Here is a 13,897-nt window from a genome sequence, read left to right on the forward strand (position 1 = left end):
CCTCTTGCGACGCCGGGGAAAGCTGCCGAGCGTTAGTCACCGCCACCCTCACACCATAACCAACGAACACGCCACATTTGAGTTACGCATCAATATGTATGTCCAATACGCGGCGTCAGGGCCGTCCTCGCCAGGAAGCCTCTGAGAACCCGCGGCGGTGCCAGTGTCGTAGGTGGGCTATGCGCCTACGCCGCATGCGACAGCCCATCGACGTGCAGCTTTACGGACCCGCGGCTGCGGGCCGACCAGGATGGAAAAGGCTCAATGGAAATCAGACCTTCGATTTCCATTGAAATTGCGGCAAACCCGGGTCGGTGACCCGATCGAGGTCGATGGAAGAGCTACGAGGAGGTAGGCATGTCCCTCGCGGTCGGCGAGCTGGGAGTGTTCAACATCGCGCAGGCCGATCCGGGCCGTCCCGCCGTGATCGACGTGACCGGGCGGGCCGTGAGCTTCGCGGAGCTCGCCGAGCGGGCGAACCAGCTCTCGCACGCGCTGCGCGCGATGGGGCTGCGCCCTGGCGACAGCGTCGGCGCGGTCATCCACAATGGACTGCCTTACTTCGAGCTGAGGCTGGCGACCTGGCAGTCCGGGCTGTACTTCACGCCGATCAACCACCACCTGGCGGCGGCGGAGATCGGCTACATCGCGGAGAACAGCGAGGCCAAGCTGGTCGTGGTGGACGCCTCGCTGACCGAGCTGTGCGGCCCGGCGCTGGACGCCGCCGGGGTGGCTGCGGAGTTGCGGTTCGCCGTCGGCGGCTCGCCGGGCTGGCGGGACTACGAGGAGCTGTTCGAAGGGCAGTCGCGGACCGCCCCCGACGAGCGGACCGGCGGCGAGGTCATGCTCTACACCTCCGGCACCACCGGGCGCCCGAAAGGCGTGCGGCGCCCACTGACCGGTCGTCCGCCCACCGTGTCGCAGTACCACCTGGATTTCATGGGACGGCTCGACATCGAGCCCGGCGCGGGCGTGCACCTCGTGCTCTCGCCGCTGTACCACGCTGCGCCCGGCACCTTCGCGTTCACCGGGCTGAACTTCGGGCACACCGTGGTGCTCAGCGAACGGGCGAAACCCGAAGAGGTCCTGCGGCTCATCGACGAACACCGGGCAACCGCGACCTTCACGGTGCCGACGGTGCTGCACCGCCTGCTGCGGCTGCCCGCGGAGGTGCGCGACCGGTACGACACGTCCAGCCTGCGCAGCGTCGTGCACGCCGGCGCGCCGTGCCCGGTCGACGTCAAGACCCGCTGCATCGAATGGCTCGGCCCGGTGCTGACCGAGTTCTACGGCGCCACCGAGGGATCCGCCACGGCGGTGCGGTCCGCCGAGTGGCTGACCAAGCCGGGCACCGTCGGTTTCCCCTTGCCCGGAGCCGAGATCCACGTCCTGGACGAGCAGGGCGAGCCGCTGCCCGCCGGGGAGACCGGCACCGTGTACTTCCGCAGCGGCATTTCCGGCATCGAGTACTTCAAGGACCCGGAGAAGACCGCCACCGCCCGGCACGGCGACCTCATCACCGTTGGCGACGTCGGCTACGTCGACGCCGACGGCTGGCTGTTCCTCTGCGACCGGCGCACCGACCTGATCCTCTCCGGCGGCGTCAACATCTACCCGGCCGAGGTCGAGGCGGCGCTGCTCGCGCACCCCGAAGTGGCCGACGTGGCCGTGATCGGGATCCCCGACGAGGAGTGGGGCCAGTCGGTGCTGGCGATCGTCCAGCCGGCGCCGGAGGCGGCCGACGGCCTGGCCGAGCGGCTGACCGCGCACTGCCGCGAGCGGCTGGCCGGGTTCAAGGTGCCGCGCCGCATCGAGCTCAGCCCGCAGCTGCCCCGCACCGACACCGGCAAGCTGCTGCGTCGCGAGCTCCGCGCCCCCTACTGGGGTGCATAGGCGCGGCCTATCCGAACGTTCCACGCCCGATCTTTGCGCCCGCACCGCGCGCGGTGGTTCATTCGGAACGAGGGAACCGACCGTGTGCAGCCGCTTGCCAGACAGGAGAAACGCATGAGGGACGCTGTCATCGTCGAGGCCGTTCGCACGCCGGTGGGCAAGCGCAACGGAGCGCTCGCCGGGATCCACCCGGCAGACCTGTCCGCGCACGCGCTGTCCGCGCTGGTCGAGCGCGCCGGGATCGAGCCGGGCGACGTGGACGACGTGGTGTGGGGCTGCGTCAGCCAGGCCGGCGAGCAGGCCGGCAACATCGCGCGCACCGCGGTGCTGGCCGCGGGATGGCCCGAGTCGGTGCCCGCGACCTCGGTGGACCGGCAGTGCGGATCGAGCCAGCAGGCGGTGCACGCCGCGGCCGCGGGCGTCATCGCCGGGTACTACGACATCGCCGTCGCCGGCGGCGTGGAGTCGATGAGCCGGGTGCCGATGGGCTTCGCGCGGCAGGGCGTGGAGAAGCCGATGGCGCAGTCGGTGCTCGACCGCTACGGCGTCAAGGGCTTCAACCAGGGCATCGGCGCCGAGATGGTGGCCGAGAAGTGGGGCTTCTCCCGCCAGCAGCTCGACGAGTACTCGCTGTCCTCGCACGCCAAGGCGGCCGCGGCTGTCGACGCCGGCGCGCTGGACGCCCAGCTGGCGAAGCTGCCGGGCGTGCTGGAGTCCGACGAGGGCATCCGCCGCGGCGGAACCCTGGAGACGCTGGGCAAGCTGAAGACCGTGTTCCGCGAGGACGGCGTCATCCACGCCGGGAACTCCTCGCAGATCTCCGACGGCACCGGCGCCCTGCTGATCACCACCAGCGAGATCGCCAAGGAGCGCGGGCTGAAGCCGATCGCGCGGGTGCACACCGCGGTGCTGGCCGGCGATGACCCGGTGATGATGCTGTCCGCCCCGTGGCCGGCGACCCTCAAGGCGCTGCGCAAGGCCGGGCTGGGCATCGACGACATCGGCGCCTTCGAGGTCAACGAGGCGTTCGCCCCGGTGCCGCTGGCGTGGCTCGCCGAGACCGGCGCGGACCCGGCCCGCCTCAACCCGCTGGGCGGCGCGATCGCCGTCGGCCACCCGCTGGGCGGCTCGGGCGCGGTCCTGATGACCCGGCTGGTCCACCACATGCGGGACAACGGGATCCGCTACGGCCTGCAGACGATGTGCGAAGGCGGCGGCATGGCCAACGCCACGATCCTCGAACTGCTCTGATCCGACGAGGCTGCCGCTCGTGAGTGCTCATGCCGGTAAGAACCGGAATGTTCATTCACGAGGTTCGGCTGCTGCTCGTGAGCGGTGGCGCCCGTGAGAACCGGAGCCGCCGCTCACGACCCGAACACGAGCCGTGCCCGGATTCCCTTCGGGCACGAGAAGATTCTGGAGGAGGGCGGATGCGCAGCACCGCTTACGACGCGGAACACGAGGCGTTCCGCGAGGTCGTCCGGGAATTCCTGGCCAAGGAGGTCGTGCCCAACTTCGCCGATTGGGAGAAGACCGGGCTGGTGCCCAGGGACCTGTTCAACAAGGCCGGCGAGATCGGCATGCTCGGCCTGCAAGTGCCGGAGGAGTACGGCGGCGGGGGCACCAACAGCTTCAAGTTCAACGCGGTCATCACCGAGGAGACCGCCCGCGCCGGGGTTTCGCTGGGCGGTTTCTCGGTGCACGCCAACGTGGTCGTGCCGTACTTCATCAACATCTGCAACGAGGAGCAGCGGAAGCGCTGGCTGCCAGGGCTGGCCAGTGGCGAGCTGATGAGCGCCATCGCCATGACCGAGCCGGGCACCGGGTCGGACCTGGCGGGCATGGCGACCACCGCCACCCGCGAGGGCGAGTACTACATGCTCAACGGGGCCAAGACGTTCATCACCGGCGGCCACAACGCCGACCTGGTGATCGTGGTGGCCCGCACCGCACACGGGGAGAACCGCCGGGACGGCCTGTCGCTGCTGGTCGTCGAGCGGGACATGACCGGGTTCAGCCGCGGCCGCAACCTCGACAAGCTCGGGCTGAAGGCGCAGGACACCGCGGAGCTGTTCTTCGACGACGTGCGGGTGCCCGCGGCGAACCTGCTCGGCGAGGAAGGCCGGGCCTTCGAGTACCTGAGTGCGAACCTGCCGCAGGAGCGGCTGGGCATCGCGGTCGCCGGGCAGGCCGCGGCGGAGGCGGCGCTGCGGACCACCGTGGCGTACGTGAAGGAGCGCAAGGTCTTCGGCAAGCCGGTGGCCAGCTTCCAGAACAGCAAGTTCGAGCTCGCCGGGTGCGAGGTGGAGATCGAGGCCGGGCGGGCGATGCTGGAGCGAGCGCTGGACGAGCACGACGCCGGCGAGCTCAGCGCGGCGGACGCGGCGAAGGTCAAAGTGTACTGCACGGAACTGCAGTCCCGGGTGATCGACCGCTGCCTGCAGCTGCACGGCGGCTACGGCTACATGCTGGAGTACCCGATCGCCCGCATGTACGCCGATGCCCGGGTGACCCGCATCTTCGGCGGCACCACCGAGGTGATGAAGACGATCATCGCCAAGTCGCTGGGGCTGTGAGGCCGGGCGCGGATCAATTCGTTGGACGCCGGGCGGCTCGCCCCGGGATCATCGGGCGGTGACCGAGCGAACCGACCGGCGCGAGCCGCTTCCGGCCGCGCGACAGCGCGTGCGCTTCGTCGAGCTGGCGGACAGGTCGATGTCGGCGTTGCTGGCCGGAGACCTGCCCGCCGCCGGTCTCGCGGCCGGTGTCGCGCTGTCCGAGTACTTCGTGACGGACCGGGCGAAGTGGCTCTGGCGGATGCGGCTCGGCCAGATGGCGGCGGATCCGGCCCGGGCGCGCTGGATGGTGCGCTTCGCGGTGGTCGGGGCGGACGGCTCGGTCGTCGGGCACTGCGGGTTCCACGGGCCGCCGGATGCGGCGGGCATGGTGGAGATCGGCTATTCCGTCGCGCCGGAGTTCCGGCGTCGCGGATACGCGCGGGCCATGCTGGTCGAGCTGCTGCGCCGGGCGGCGGCCGAACCGGAGGCCGAGACGGTGCGGGCGACGATCGCCCCGGACAACGCGGCTTCGCTGGCCACGATCGCCGGATTCGGCTTCGCCGAGGTCGGCGAGCAGTGGGACGACGAGGACGGCCTGGAGATCGTCTTCGAGGTCCCCGCCGACCCGAGTGCGTTCGCGCCCGACTGATCAGCCGAAACCGAGCGGCAGTGGCGCAGGACACACCGGAGTTCGCGCTGCTGCTTTGACAGGGGGAATTCGTTTCGATGCGGCGTTAGCCGCATGCGGTGTGGGACTCAGCTCGCACCGCCGCGGGTTCTCAGACGTCGTCTGGCGAGGACAGCCCCGATGCCGCGTATTGGTCATACGCAAGTCGGGGATCCCGGAGTCCAGACGGCGTCTGAGGTTCCGCCACCCGCACCGCTACGCAAACCATCTGCAATCTTCCCTTAAGCTGCCCGGGTGGAACTGCACCAGGTGGAGTACTTCCTGGCGGTCGTCGATCACAAGGGCATCAACGCCGCGGCGAGCGCCCTGCAACTGGCGCAACCCACCGTCTCGCAGGCGATCCGCGGGCTGGAGCGGGAACTCGGGGTCGACCTGTTCCACCGCATCGGCCGCGGCATGGTGCTGACGTCGGCCGGGCAGGCGTTCGTCGGCCCGGCGCGGCAGATCCTCCGCGATGTCGTCGCCGCCGAGGCGACCATGGTCGACGCCGCGGGGCTGCCGCGCGGGCGGCTCGACATCCACGTGGCCGCTCCGCTGGCCGTGCACCCGGTCGCGCAGCTGGTCGGCCGGTTCCGGAAGCGCTACCCGAACGTCTCGCTGCGGTTGGCCGACCTCCGCGACGAGGAAGGCGCCGTGGCGCTGATCCGCGAGGGCCACTGCGAGATCGTGTTCACCAACCTCCCGGTGCCCTCCTCGGATCTGCATGTGGAGGAGCTCGGCTGCCACGAGTACTGGCTGGTGTTCCCGCCGGGCACCGCGGTGCCCGAGCGCGATCCGCTGCCGCTGACCGAACTGCCGGACCTACCGCTGGTGATCGTGCCCAAGAGCACCGGCCGCACCGCCATCGAGAAGGCCCTCAGCGCGGCCCGGAAGCGCACCCGGCCCTCGGCGATCGTGCAGCACCGGGAGTCCATGCTGCCGTTCGTGCTGGCGGGTGTCGGCGGCACGATACTGGCGCGGCCGATGGCGGAGCAGGCCGCGGCGCGCGGTGCGCTGGTGCGCGCGATCGATCCGCCGATCAGCCTCCCGTACGGCGTGCTCTACGACCCGGCGGTGCTGTCGCCGGCAGGGCGGGCGTTCCTCCGGATGGCCCGCACCCCGCGCTGATCGCACGGCCCCGAGCAGCGTTCCCGCAGGCCCGTGCGCGTTTTGTGCGGCTATGGCGCGGCTATGGCGACACAACACACGCACGGTCACTGACCAGCGGAAACGTCTATTCCGGCGATTTCCAGGAATGCTTCGGCCGCCGGGGACAGCGGCCCTGGGCGGTGCACGAACCCGACGCTGCGCCAGGTCTCCGGCGCGGTGGAGCGCGGCACCACGCCTTCGAGCTCCGTTTCGGCGAGGTGGCGGGGGAGGAACGTGGCGCCGGCGCCGTGCGAGACCAGGTCCCAGACCGCTTGCCGGTTCGCGCATTCCACTGCGACCGTCTGCACCGCCGGATCCAGGACGTCGTCGACGATGGTGCGGGTGGTGCTGTCGGTGAACTCCAGGACCAGCGGGATGCCGGCGACCGCCTCCAGCGGCACCGGGTCCGGCAGCCGGTCGGCCAGCTCGGGCGGCAGCACGAGCACGATCTCCTGCGTGCACAGCTCGCGGGACCGCAGCGACGAGTTCTGCGGCGGCAGCTTGGTGAGGCCGAGCTCGGCGTTGCCGCGCCGCACCTCGTCCACGACGCGGGCCGATCCGCCGGGGTCGATGACGTTGAGCAGCACCCCGGGATAGCGCCGCTGGAACTCGCCGGCCAGCTCCGGCAGCGGGTGCGCCGCCAGCGTGGCCAGGGCCGCTATGTCCAGCTGCCCGCTGCCCATCGCGCGCACGTCGTGCACCGCGCTGCGAGCCCGGTCGACGTCCCGGAGGATGCGGCGAGCCGGTTCGACGAACGCCTCGCCGTCGGGGCTGAGCACCAGCTGGCGGCCGGTGCGGTGGAAGAGCTGCACCCCGAGCTGCCGCTCCAGGCTCCGGATCGCCTGCGACAGCGACGGCTGCGCGATGTAGAGGGCCTGCGCGGCCTTGGTGACGCTGCCGTGGTCGATGACCGCCACGAAGTACTCGACCAACCGCAGATCCATCACCGCAGGATAGGCGGTTGTCTGGTCGTTTTGCGTGGCGGTGCGAGTTGCTGCGTGGCGAAACGCGAAGTGCGGGAGCGGGTGCTATTGGTCGTGGCTATGGGTCTGTGCGGCGCTCGATCTGCGTCAGACCGGACGGTCGGTCTGGACTGCCGGTGGCGGGCGGGTAAAACTGGAGGCCGCTCTTTGCCTAACCGGAGGAGACAGCGTGGGTGACAGCGTCCTGACCGAGATCGCCGATGGCGTCGCCGTGATCACGATCAACCGGCCCGAAGCCCGCAACGCGGTGAACCGCACCGTGGCCGAGGGGCTGGCCGCCGCGATCGACGAGCTGGAGGAGCGGTCGGACGCGGTGATCGGCATCCTCACCGGCGCGGGCGGCACCTTCTGCGCGGGCATGGACCTCAAGGCCTTCACCCGCGGCGAGCGGCCGTCGATCCCCGGCCGCGGCTTCGGCGGGGTCACCGAACGCCCACCGTCGAAGCCGCTGATCGCGGCCGTCGAGGGCTGGGCCCTGGCCGGCGGCTGCGAGCTGGCGCTGGCCTGCGACCTGATCGTCGCCTCCCGCGAGGCGAAGTTCGGCCTGCCCGAGGTCAAGCGCGGCCTGGTCGCGGCCGCGGGCGGCCTGCTGCGGCTGCCGAAGACGCTGCCGTACCAGCTGGCCATGCAGGTCGCGCTGACCGGCGACCCGCTAACCGCCGAGGTCGCCCATGCGCACGGCCTGGTCAACGAGCTCACCGAGCCCGGCGGCGCGCTGGCCGGGGCGAAGGCGCTGGCCGCCCGGGTGGCCGTCAACGGCCCGCTGGCGGTCCGCGCCACCAAGCAGATCGTGGCCGGGGCGGTCCGCTGGACCGACGCGGAGGCATTCGCGAACCAGGCCGAGATCAGCGCGCCGGTGTTCAAGTCCGCGGACGCCCAGGAAGGCGCGCTGGCGTTCGCCGAGAAGCGCGCGCCGGTTTGGCGAGGTGAGTGAGCGCCTTGTCGCACGACGCCGAAACCGACCTGCGGGAGCGCCGGCAAGCGGTTCGTGAGCTCGGCGCCGCGGTGCGCGAGCTGATCGACGCCGCGGTGTCCACGGAGGTCGACACCGAGACGCTGGTCGAGACCGCGGAACAGGTCCGCGCCCTGGCGCCGGCGCTGGCCGCCGCGCGCCGCGAACGCGGCCAACTGGCCACTGTGGACGACGGGCGGCGGCCCCGCCGGATGTACAGCCCGGCCGCCGGGCCGGGCAATCCGATCGCGCCGCCGATGCGGGTGGAGATCGTCGACGGCGTCGCGATCGGCACCTGCGAACTCGGCCTGGCCTACGAGGGGCCGCCCAGCTACGTGCACGGCGGCATCAGCGCGATGCTGCTGGACCAGATCCTCGGGCACGCACACGCCGCGAACGGCAAGCCCGGCATGACCGTGAAGCTGGCGCTCCGCTACCGGCGGCCGGTGCCGCTGAAGGCGCCGCTGCGCATCGTCGGCCGCGTGGTCCAGCTCGACGGGCGGTGGACGAACTCGGTCGCCACGATCAGCACCGCCGAAGATCCCGACACCGTGCTGGTGGAAGCCGAAGGCGCCTTCGTGGTGCCCAACGCCGAGCAGAACAAGCGGCTGTTCGGAGAGCTGGAGCGCATCGTGTGACCGTCGCATGAGGTTCGAGGAGGAGCCGCATGTTCCCAGGAATCCACGCCGCCGCGAACCCCGACAAGCCGGCGCTGATCATGGCCGGCTCGGGGCAGCGGCTGACCTACGGCGAACTCGACGACCGATCCCTGCGGCTGGCGAACCTGCTGCGCGCCGCCGGGCTGGCCAAGGGCGACGTGGTCGCGCTGCTCACCGACAACTCGGTCCACGCCTACGAGGTCTACTGGGCGGCGGTGCGGTCCGGGCTGTACGTGTGCGCGGTCAACAACCACCTGCAATCCGACGAGATCGCATACATAGTCAACGATTCCGGCGCCAGCGCGCTGGTGGTCTCGGCCGCGTTGGGCGAGCTCGCGGCGAACGTGGCGGACCTGGTACCCGAGGTGCGCGTGCGGATGGCCTACGGCGGCCCGGTGCCCGGCTACGAGGACTACGAGAAGGCCCTGGCCGCCGCGTCCGACGAGGTGCCCGCGGTGCAGCCGCGCGGCGCGGACCTGCTGTACTCCTCCGGAACCACCGGGCGCCCCAAGGGGATCAAGCCGAACCTGCCGGACCGGCAGGTGCACGAGCCCGGCGACACGCTCGTCGAACTCCTGCGCGGCGTCTACGGATTCGACGAGAACTCCGTCTACCTCTCGCCCGCGCCGGTGTACCACGCGGCGCCGCTGCGGTACTGCGCTTCGGTGCACGCGCTCGGCGGGACGGTGGTGATGATGGAGCGCTTCGACGCCGAAGGCGCTCTGCAGGCCATCGAGCGCTACGGCATCACGCACAGCCAGTGGGTGCCGACCATGTTCGTCCGGATGCTCAAGCTCGATCCGGAGGTCCGGCGGCGCTACGACCTCTCCACGCACCGGGTCGCGGTGCACGCCGCCGCGCCGTGCCCGGTCGACGTCAAGCGGCAGATGATCGACTGGTGGGGCCCGGTCCTGATCGAGTACTACGCCTCCACCGAGGGCATCGGCATGACGATGATCGATTCCGCGCGGTGGCTGGAGAAACCCGGCTCGGTGGGCGTCGCGGTGCTCGGCGAGGTCCGGATCTGCGACGACGACGGCCGGCTGCTGCCGCCCGGCGAGGTCGGCGGCATCTACTTCCAGCGGGACGAGATCACCTTCGAATACCTGGGGGACCGGGAGAAGACCCGGTCGGTGAAGCACGCCGAGCACGAGAACTGGGCCACCATGGGCGATCTCGGCTACCTCGACGAGGACGGCTTCCTGTTCCTCACCGACCGCAAGGCGTTCATGATCATCTCCGGCGGGGTGAACATCTACCCGCAGGAGGTGGAGAACGTGCTGGCGCTGCACCCGGCCATCCTCGACGTCGCGGTGTTCGGGGTGCCCGACGACGAGATGGGCGAGTCGGTCAAGGCAGTGGTGCAACCGGCTCCGGGCGCCGAGCCCGGACCGGAGCTGGAGCGGGAGATCCTCGCCTACGCCCGGGAGCGGGTGGCGCACTACAAGGCGCCGCGCAGCGTGGACTTCCTCGACGAGCTCCCGCGAACACCGACGGGGAAGCTGGTCAAGGGCAAGCTCAAGGCGCGCTACGCGCGTCCGTGACGCAACGACGAAAGGGATTGTCGTGGAACGACGTTGGGGCATCACGGTCCCGTTCCAGGGGCTGCCGCTGGCCGACCAGCGGGAGCTGATCACCGAACTCCCGGACCTGGGCTACACCGACGTGTGGTCGGCGGAAGCGAACGGAACCGACGCGTTCACCCCGCTGGCGCTGGCCAGCGCGTGGGCGCCGGAGCTGCGACTGGGCACCGCGATCGTCCCGGTCTACACCCGCGGCCCGGCGACGCTGGCGATGAGCGCGGCGACGCTGGCGGCGGCCGCGCCGGGCCGGTTCGCACTGGGCATCGGCACGTCGTCGAACGTGATCGTGCAGCGCTGGAACGGCATTCCGTTCGAGGAGCCCTACAAGCGGGTGCGCGACACGCTGCGGTTCCTGCGCAAGGCGCTGCGCGGCGAGAAGGTCACCGAGAACTACGACACGTTCCAGGTGCAGGGGTTCACCGCAGGCGTCGTCGCCGATCCGCCTCCGCCGCTGCTGGTCGCCGCGCTGCGGCCGGGCATGCTGCGGCTGGCGGGCCGGGAGGCCGACGGGGCGATCATCAACTGGCTGTCCGCCGACGACGTGCGCACCGTGGTCCCGCACGTGCACGAGGGCGGGCCGGACAAGGAGATCGTGGCGCGGATCTTCGTCATGCCCGACACCGACGCGGACACGGCGCGCGGCGTGGCCCGGCGACAGATCGCGGCGTACATGAACGTGCCGGTGTACCGGGCGTTCCACGAGTGGCTGGGGCGCGAGGAGCTCAAGCCGATGTGGCAGGCGTGGGAGTCGGGGGACCGGAAGGCGGCGCTGGCGGCGATCCCGGACAGCGTGGTCGACGACCTGGTGGTCCACGGCCCGGCGGCGCACTGCCGGGAGCGGATCCAGCAGTACATGGCCAACGGGGTCACCACCCCTGCGATCGCCCTGATGACCCAGGGCGACCCCGCCGCAGCGATCCGCTCCCTGGGCCTGAAGTAGCTTTTCCGCTGTTCAATGCACGTGCGTACGTTCGGGATGCGTAGTGTCCCGACGTACGCACGTGCGTGTTCCGTCCTGCCGTGGCACGTCGGGAGGACCGAGATGAACGTCGGCGGACATGGGTGACCCCAGCTCACGGTCGGAGCCGGACCTCGTAGCCACGACGTGCGATCTTGCCTGGTCAGGAGTACGCAGAGCTCCTTGGGGCGCTAACCGGAGCGCGCTTGCGCGCCCGTGTTGGTTCGCCCCTCGATCGGATCGAAGATCGTTGGAGGTTCACTAATGACACGGCAGATGAGCGCCGAAATGCAGCAATGCATCGAAACGTGCAACAAGTGCCACGACATGTGCGAGCAGATGCTGTCCCGCTGCATGGAAATCCACAGCGAGCCGGCCATGCAGATGAGCATGATGATGATGTCCTGCGCGGACATGTGTCGCATGTGCGCGGATATGATGATGCGCTGTTCGAGCATGGCGAAAGTCAGTTCGGACATGGTGCAGATGTGCGTGCGGATGTGCGGGATGTGCGCGGACATGTGCGAGATGAGCGCCGAGGCGTGCAGGCGGATGGAAAGTCGAGAGATGTCCGAGTTGGCGGACATGATGACGCGGTGTGCCGGCATGTGCCGTCAGATGACGCCGCAAGCCATGCAGCCCGCGTGATCGGAGCCGGGCCACGTCGGCTGCCACGCGTCCGACCGGGCGGTGGACGTGGCCCGGTGATCGCGCGCCGGTGGGCATGGCACAGTGAGGAGCCGACCCGGATTGGATGGCGGAATTGAGCTTGCGTTTTGAGGAAATCGACTGGCGGGAGACGCCGATCGGCGTGATCAGCCTGCGGCGCCGACGGGATCCGCTGCTCGAAGCGGACGTCTACGAGGTCAAGCTCGACGACGAGTACCTGATGTCGAGCCTGTTCACGGTCGCCGAGGTCGAGCTCGCGAGGCTGGGTCTGGCCGGGCTGCCGGACACCGGTCTCGACGTCGTGGTCGGTGGGCTCGGGCTCGGCTACACAGCGCGGGCAGCGCTGGCGGATACGCGCGTGCGCTCGCTGACCGTTGTCGAAGGACTGGGCGAGGTGATCGAGTGGCACCGGCGCCGACTGCTGCCGTTGGGCGAGTCGCTGTCCAGCGACCCACGAAATAGTTTCGTGCACGGTGATTTCTTCGGCATGGCCCGTACGGCTGCGGGGTTCGACCCGGATGTGCCCGGTCGGCGGTTCCACGCGATCCTCGTCGACATCGACCACTCGCCCCGCCACGTCCTGGACCCCGGCCACGCCTCGTTCTACACCGCCGAAGGGCTGCAGCGACTCGCCCGGCACCTTCGACCGGGCGGGGTGTTCGCGCTGTGGTCCGATGATCCGCCGGACGAGGATTTCGCCTCGACACTCGCCGCGGTCTTCGCGACCGCCGAAGCTCACGTGGTGGACTTCGACAATCCATATGGGGGCGGGAAATCCGCCAACACCGTCTACGTTGCTCGCCTTGGGCAGGGGAATGCGGTGCACAGCGCGCAATCGCCGTCACCGCCGCGCTGACGATGCTGTGCGCGCCGCAGGGCTCGCACCGTCGTGGCAGCGCAGCGGACACCGGTGCCGTGAGCTTGCCGCAGGGATCGGGTCGTGGGTCTTCCGGGCAGCGCTGGCCAGAAGACCCACGGGTGTCAGCTCAGGGCGCCGGCGGCCTTGTTCAGGCCTTCGTCGAGGTGGGCCGAGTCGTTGAAGCGGCGGATGATCCAGCTGTCCCCGGTCACCACGATCTGCGAGATCGAGCCGTTGTTCGCGCCCAGGAACGCCATAGGGCGGGAGCCCGCCGCCATGGCGATCACCTGGCCGATGACCCCGCCGTGGGTGAACACCGCGATGCGCTGGTCCGGGTGCGCGGCGGCCAGGCGTTCGTCATGCCCGACACCGACGCGGACACGGCGCGCGGCGTGGCCCGGCGACAGATCGCGGCGTACATGAACGTGCCGGTGTACCGGGCGTTCCACGAGTGGCTGGGGCGCGAGGAGCTCAAGCCGATGTGGCAGGCGTGGGAGTCGGGGGACCGGAAGGCGGCGCTGGCGGCGATCCCGGACAGCGTGGTCGACGACCTGGTGGTCCACGGCCCGGCGGCGCACTGCCGGGAGCGGATCCAGCAGTACATGGCCAACGGGGTCACCACCCCGGCGATCGCCCTGATGACGCAAGGAGATCCCACCGCGGCGATCCGGGCTCTCGGCCTGAAGTAGTCGCGATTCCAAGCGAAATCGGAAAACCCGTTCCCGGCGTGCCGGGAACGGGTTTTCCGAGGGGCGCGCCAAGACCATCGAGGCGCGAACATTGACGTTTGCCCTGTTCAGGTGTGTACTGAAGGTGCGGTTGAGCGATTGGAAGGATCAGGAAACCGTAGGGGCGACGTCACGACAGCCCCGAGAGGAACGCATGGTCCAACGGCAAGGACGTTCGTAGTCCTGAGCCCCATGGTGAGGGGATCAGTGGAGTTCAGAAGTGCGAAAGACGCTCGTTT

The 13,897-nt window shown here is 70.1% G+C and carries 14 protein-coding genes; 12 read left to right on the forward strand and 2 right to left on the reverse strand.

Annotated elements, in window-relative coordinates; genetic code table 11:
• Positions 1-357 precede the first annotated feature (357 nt).
• The 5 genes from AC07FN_RS30030 to AC07FN_RS30050 all read left to right on the forward strand — a co-directional run bounded on the left by AC07FN_RS30030 (position 358) and on the right by AC07FN_RS30050 (position 6,246).
• Complete coding sequence (locus AC07FN_RS30030; RefSeq protein WP_478398620.1) at positions 358-1,893, forward strand: AMP-binding protein; 1,536 nt, start codon at positions 358-360, stop codon at positions 1,891-1,893.
• 114 nt (positions 1,894-2,007) lie between these two features.
• The gene (locus AC07FN_RS30035) at positions 2,008-3,144 is read left to right on the forward strand and encodes a thiolase family protein (protein WP_478398621.1); all 1,137 of its coding nucleotides are present in this window, start codon (positions 2,008-2,010) and stop codon (positions 3,142-3,144) included.
• Between the two features lie 179 nt (positions 3,145-3,323).
• Positions 3,324-4,469 (forward strand): acyl-CoA dehydrogenase family protein, encoded by a 1,146-nt coding sequence (locus AC07FN_RS30040; protein ID WP_478398622.1) that lies wholly within the window; start codon positions 3,324-3,326, stop codon positions 4,467-4,469.
• 58 nt (positions 4,470-4,527) lie between these two features.
• A complete protein-coding gene (locus AC07FN_RS30045) occupies positions 4,528-5,100 on the forward strand; it encodes a GNAT family N-acetyltransferase (protein ID WP_478398623.1) in 573 nt (190 codons plus the stop codon).
• A gap of 273 nt (positions 5,101-5,373) precedes the next feature.
• Positions 5,374-6,246, forward strand: a complete 873-nt coding sequence (locus AC07FN_RS30050; RefSeq protein WP_478398624.1) for a LysR family transcriptional regulator — start codon at positions 5,374-5,376, stop codon at positions 6,244-6,246.
• Positions 6,247-6,332: 86 nt separating this feature from the next.
• On the opposite strand, the gene AC07FN_RS30055 is transcribed toward AC07FN_RS30050, so the two are convergent.
• Entirely contained in the window at positions 6,333-7,211 is an 879-nt protein-coding gene (locus AC07FN_RS30055; protein WP_478398625.1) for a LysR family transcriptional regulator, read from the reverse strand.
• A gap of 208 nt (positions 7,212-7,419) precedes the next feature.
• On the opposite strand from AC07FN_RS30055, the gene AC07FN_RS30060 reads away from it, so the two are divergent.
• From AC07FN_RS30060 to AC07FN_RS30085, 6 genes are all read left to right on the forward strand, one after another.
• Positions 7,420-8,184, forward strand: coding sequence for a crotonase/enoyl-CoA hydratase family protein (locus AC07FN_RS30060; protein WP_132494278.1), 765 nt, complete (start codon positions 7,420-7,422; stop codon positions 8,182-8,184).
• Positions 8,181-8,840, forward strand: a complete 660-nt coding sequence (locus AC07FN_RS30065; protein WP_478398626.1) for a PaaI family thioesterase — start codon at positions 8,181-8,183, stop codon at positions 8,838-8,840. Before AC07FN_RS30060 ends, AC07FN_RS30065 begins: the two co-directional genes overlap by 4 nt.
• 29 nt (positions 8,841-8,869) lie before the next feature.
• Positions 8,870-10,405: an acyl-CoA synthetase gene (locus AC07FN_RS30070; RefSeq protein WP_452614452.1), complete on the forward strand. Its 1,536-nt coding sequence runs from the start codon at positions 8,870-8,872 to the stop codon at positions 10,403-10,405.
• Positions 10,406-10,427: 22 nt separating this feature from the next.
• Entirely contained in the window at positions 10,428-11,384 is a 957-nt protein-coding gene (locus tag AC07FN_RS30075; protein WP_478398627.1) for an LLM class F420-dependent oxidoreductase, read from the forward strand.
• Positions 11,385-11,741: 357 nt separating this feature from the next.
• A complete protein-coding gene (locus AC07FN_RS30080; protein WP_478398682.1) occupies positions 11,742-12,050 on the forward strand; it encodes a four-helix bundle copper-binding protein in 309 nt (102 codons plus the stop codon).
• Positions 12,051-12,171: 121 nt separating this feature from the next.
• Complete coding sequence (locus AC07FN_RS30085; protein ID WP_478398628.1) at positions 12,172-12,927, forward strand: polyamine aminopropyltransferase; 756 nt, start codon at positions 12,172-12,174, stop codon at positions 12,925-12,927.
• Positions 12,928-13,052: 125 nt separating this feature from the next.
• Here AC07FN_RS30085 and AC07FN_RS30090 read toward each other — a convergent pair whose 3' ends face one another.
• On the reverse strand, positions 13,053-13,337 hold the full coding sequence (locus tag AC07FN_RS30090) for a histidine phosphatase family protein (protein WP_478398683.1): 285 nt from the start codon (positions 13,335-13,337) through the stop codon (positions 13,053-13,055).
• Between AC07FN_RS30090 and AC07FN_RS30095 the strand changes: the two genes are divergently transcribed.
• A complete protein-coding gene (locus AC07FN_RS30095) occupies positions 13,236-13,619 on the forward strand; it encodes an LLM class flavin-dependent oxidoreductase (protein WP_478398629.1) in 384 nt (127 codons plus the stop codon). The two genes, AC07FN_RS30090 and AC07FN_RS30095, sit on opposite strands and share 102 nt — an antisense overlap.
• The last annotated feature ends 278 nt before the right edge of the window (positions 13,620-13,897 follow it).

This window comes from Saccharopolyspora sp. NPDC045941, assembly GCF_056431445.1.

What these genes read in the sequence shown, in the direction of transcription:
- AC07FN_RS30030 (WP_478398620.1), top strand. Translation starts at nt 358, where the DNA reads ATGTCCCTCGCGGTCGGCGAGCTGGGAGTGTTCAACATCGCGCAGGCC.
- AC07FN_RS30035 (WP_478398621.1), top strand. Translation starts at nt 2,008, where the DNA reads ATGAGGGACGCTGTCATCGTCGAGGCCGTTCGCACGCCGGTGGGCAAG.
- AC07FN_RS30040 (WP_478398622.1), top strand. Translation starts at nt 3,324, where the DNA reads ATGCGCAGCACCGCTTACGACGCGGAACACGAGGCGTTCCGCGAGGTC.
- AC07FN_RS30055 (WP_478398625.1), bottom strand. Translation starts at nt 7,211, where the DNA reads ATGGATCTGCGGTTGGTCGAGTACTTCGTGGCGGTCATCGACCACGGC.
- AC07FN_RS30070 (WP_452614452.1), top strand. Translation starts at nt 8,870, where the DNA reads ATGTTCCCAGGAATCCACGCCGCCGCGAACCCCGACAAGCCGGCGCTG.
- AC07FN_RS30080 (WP_478398682.1), top strand. Translation starts at nt 11,742, where the DNA reads ATGCTGTCCCGCTGCATGGAAATCCACAGCGAGCCGGCCATGCAGATG.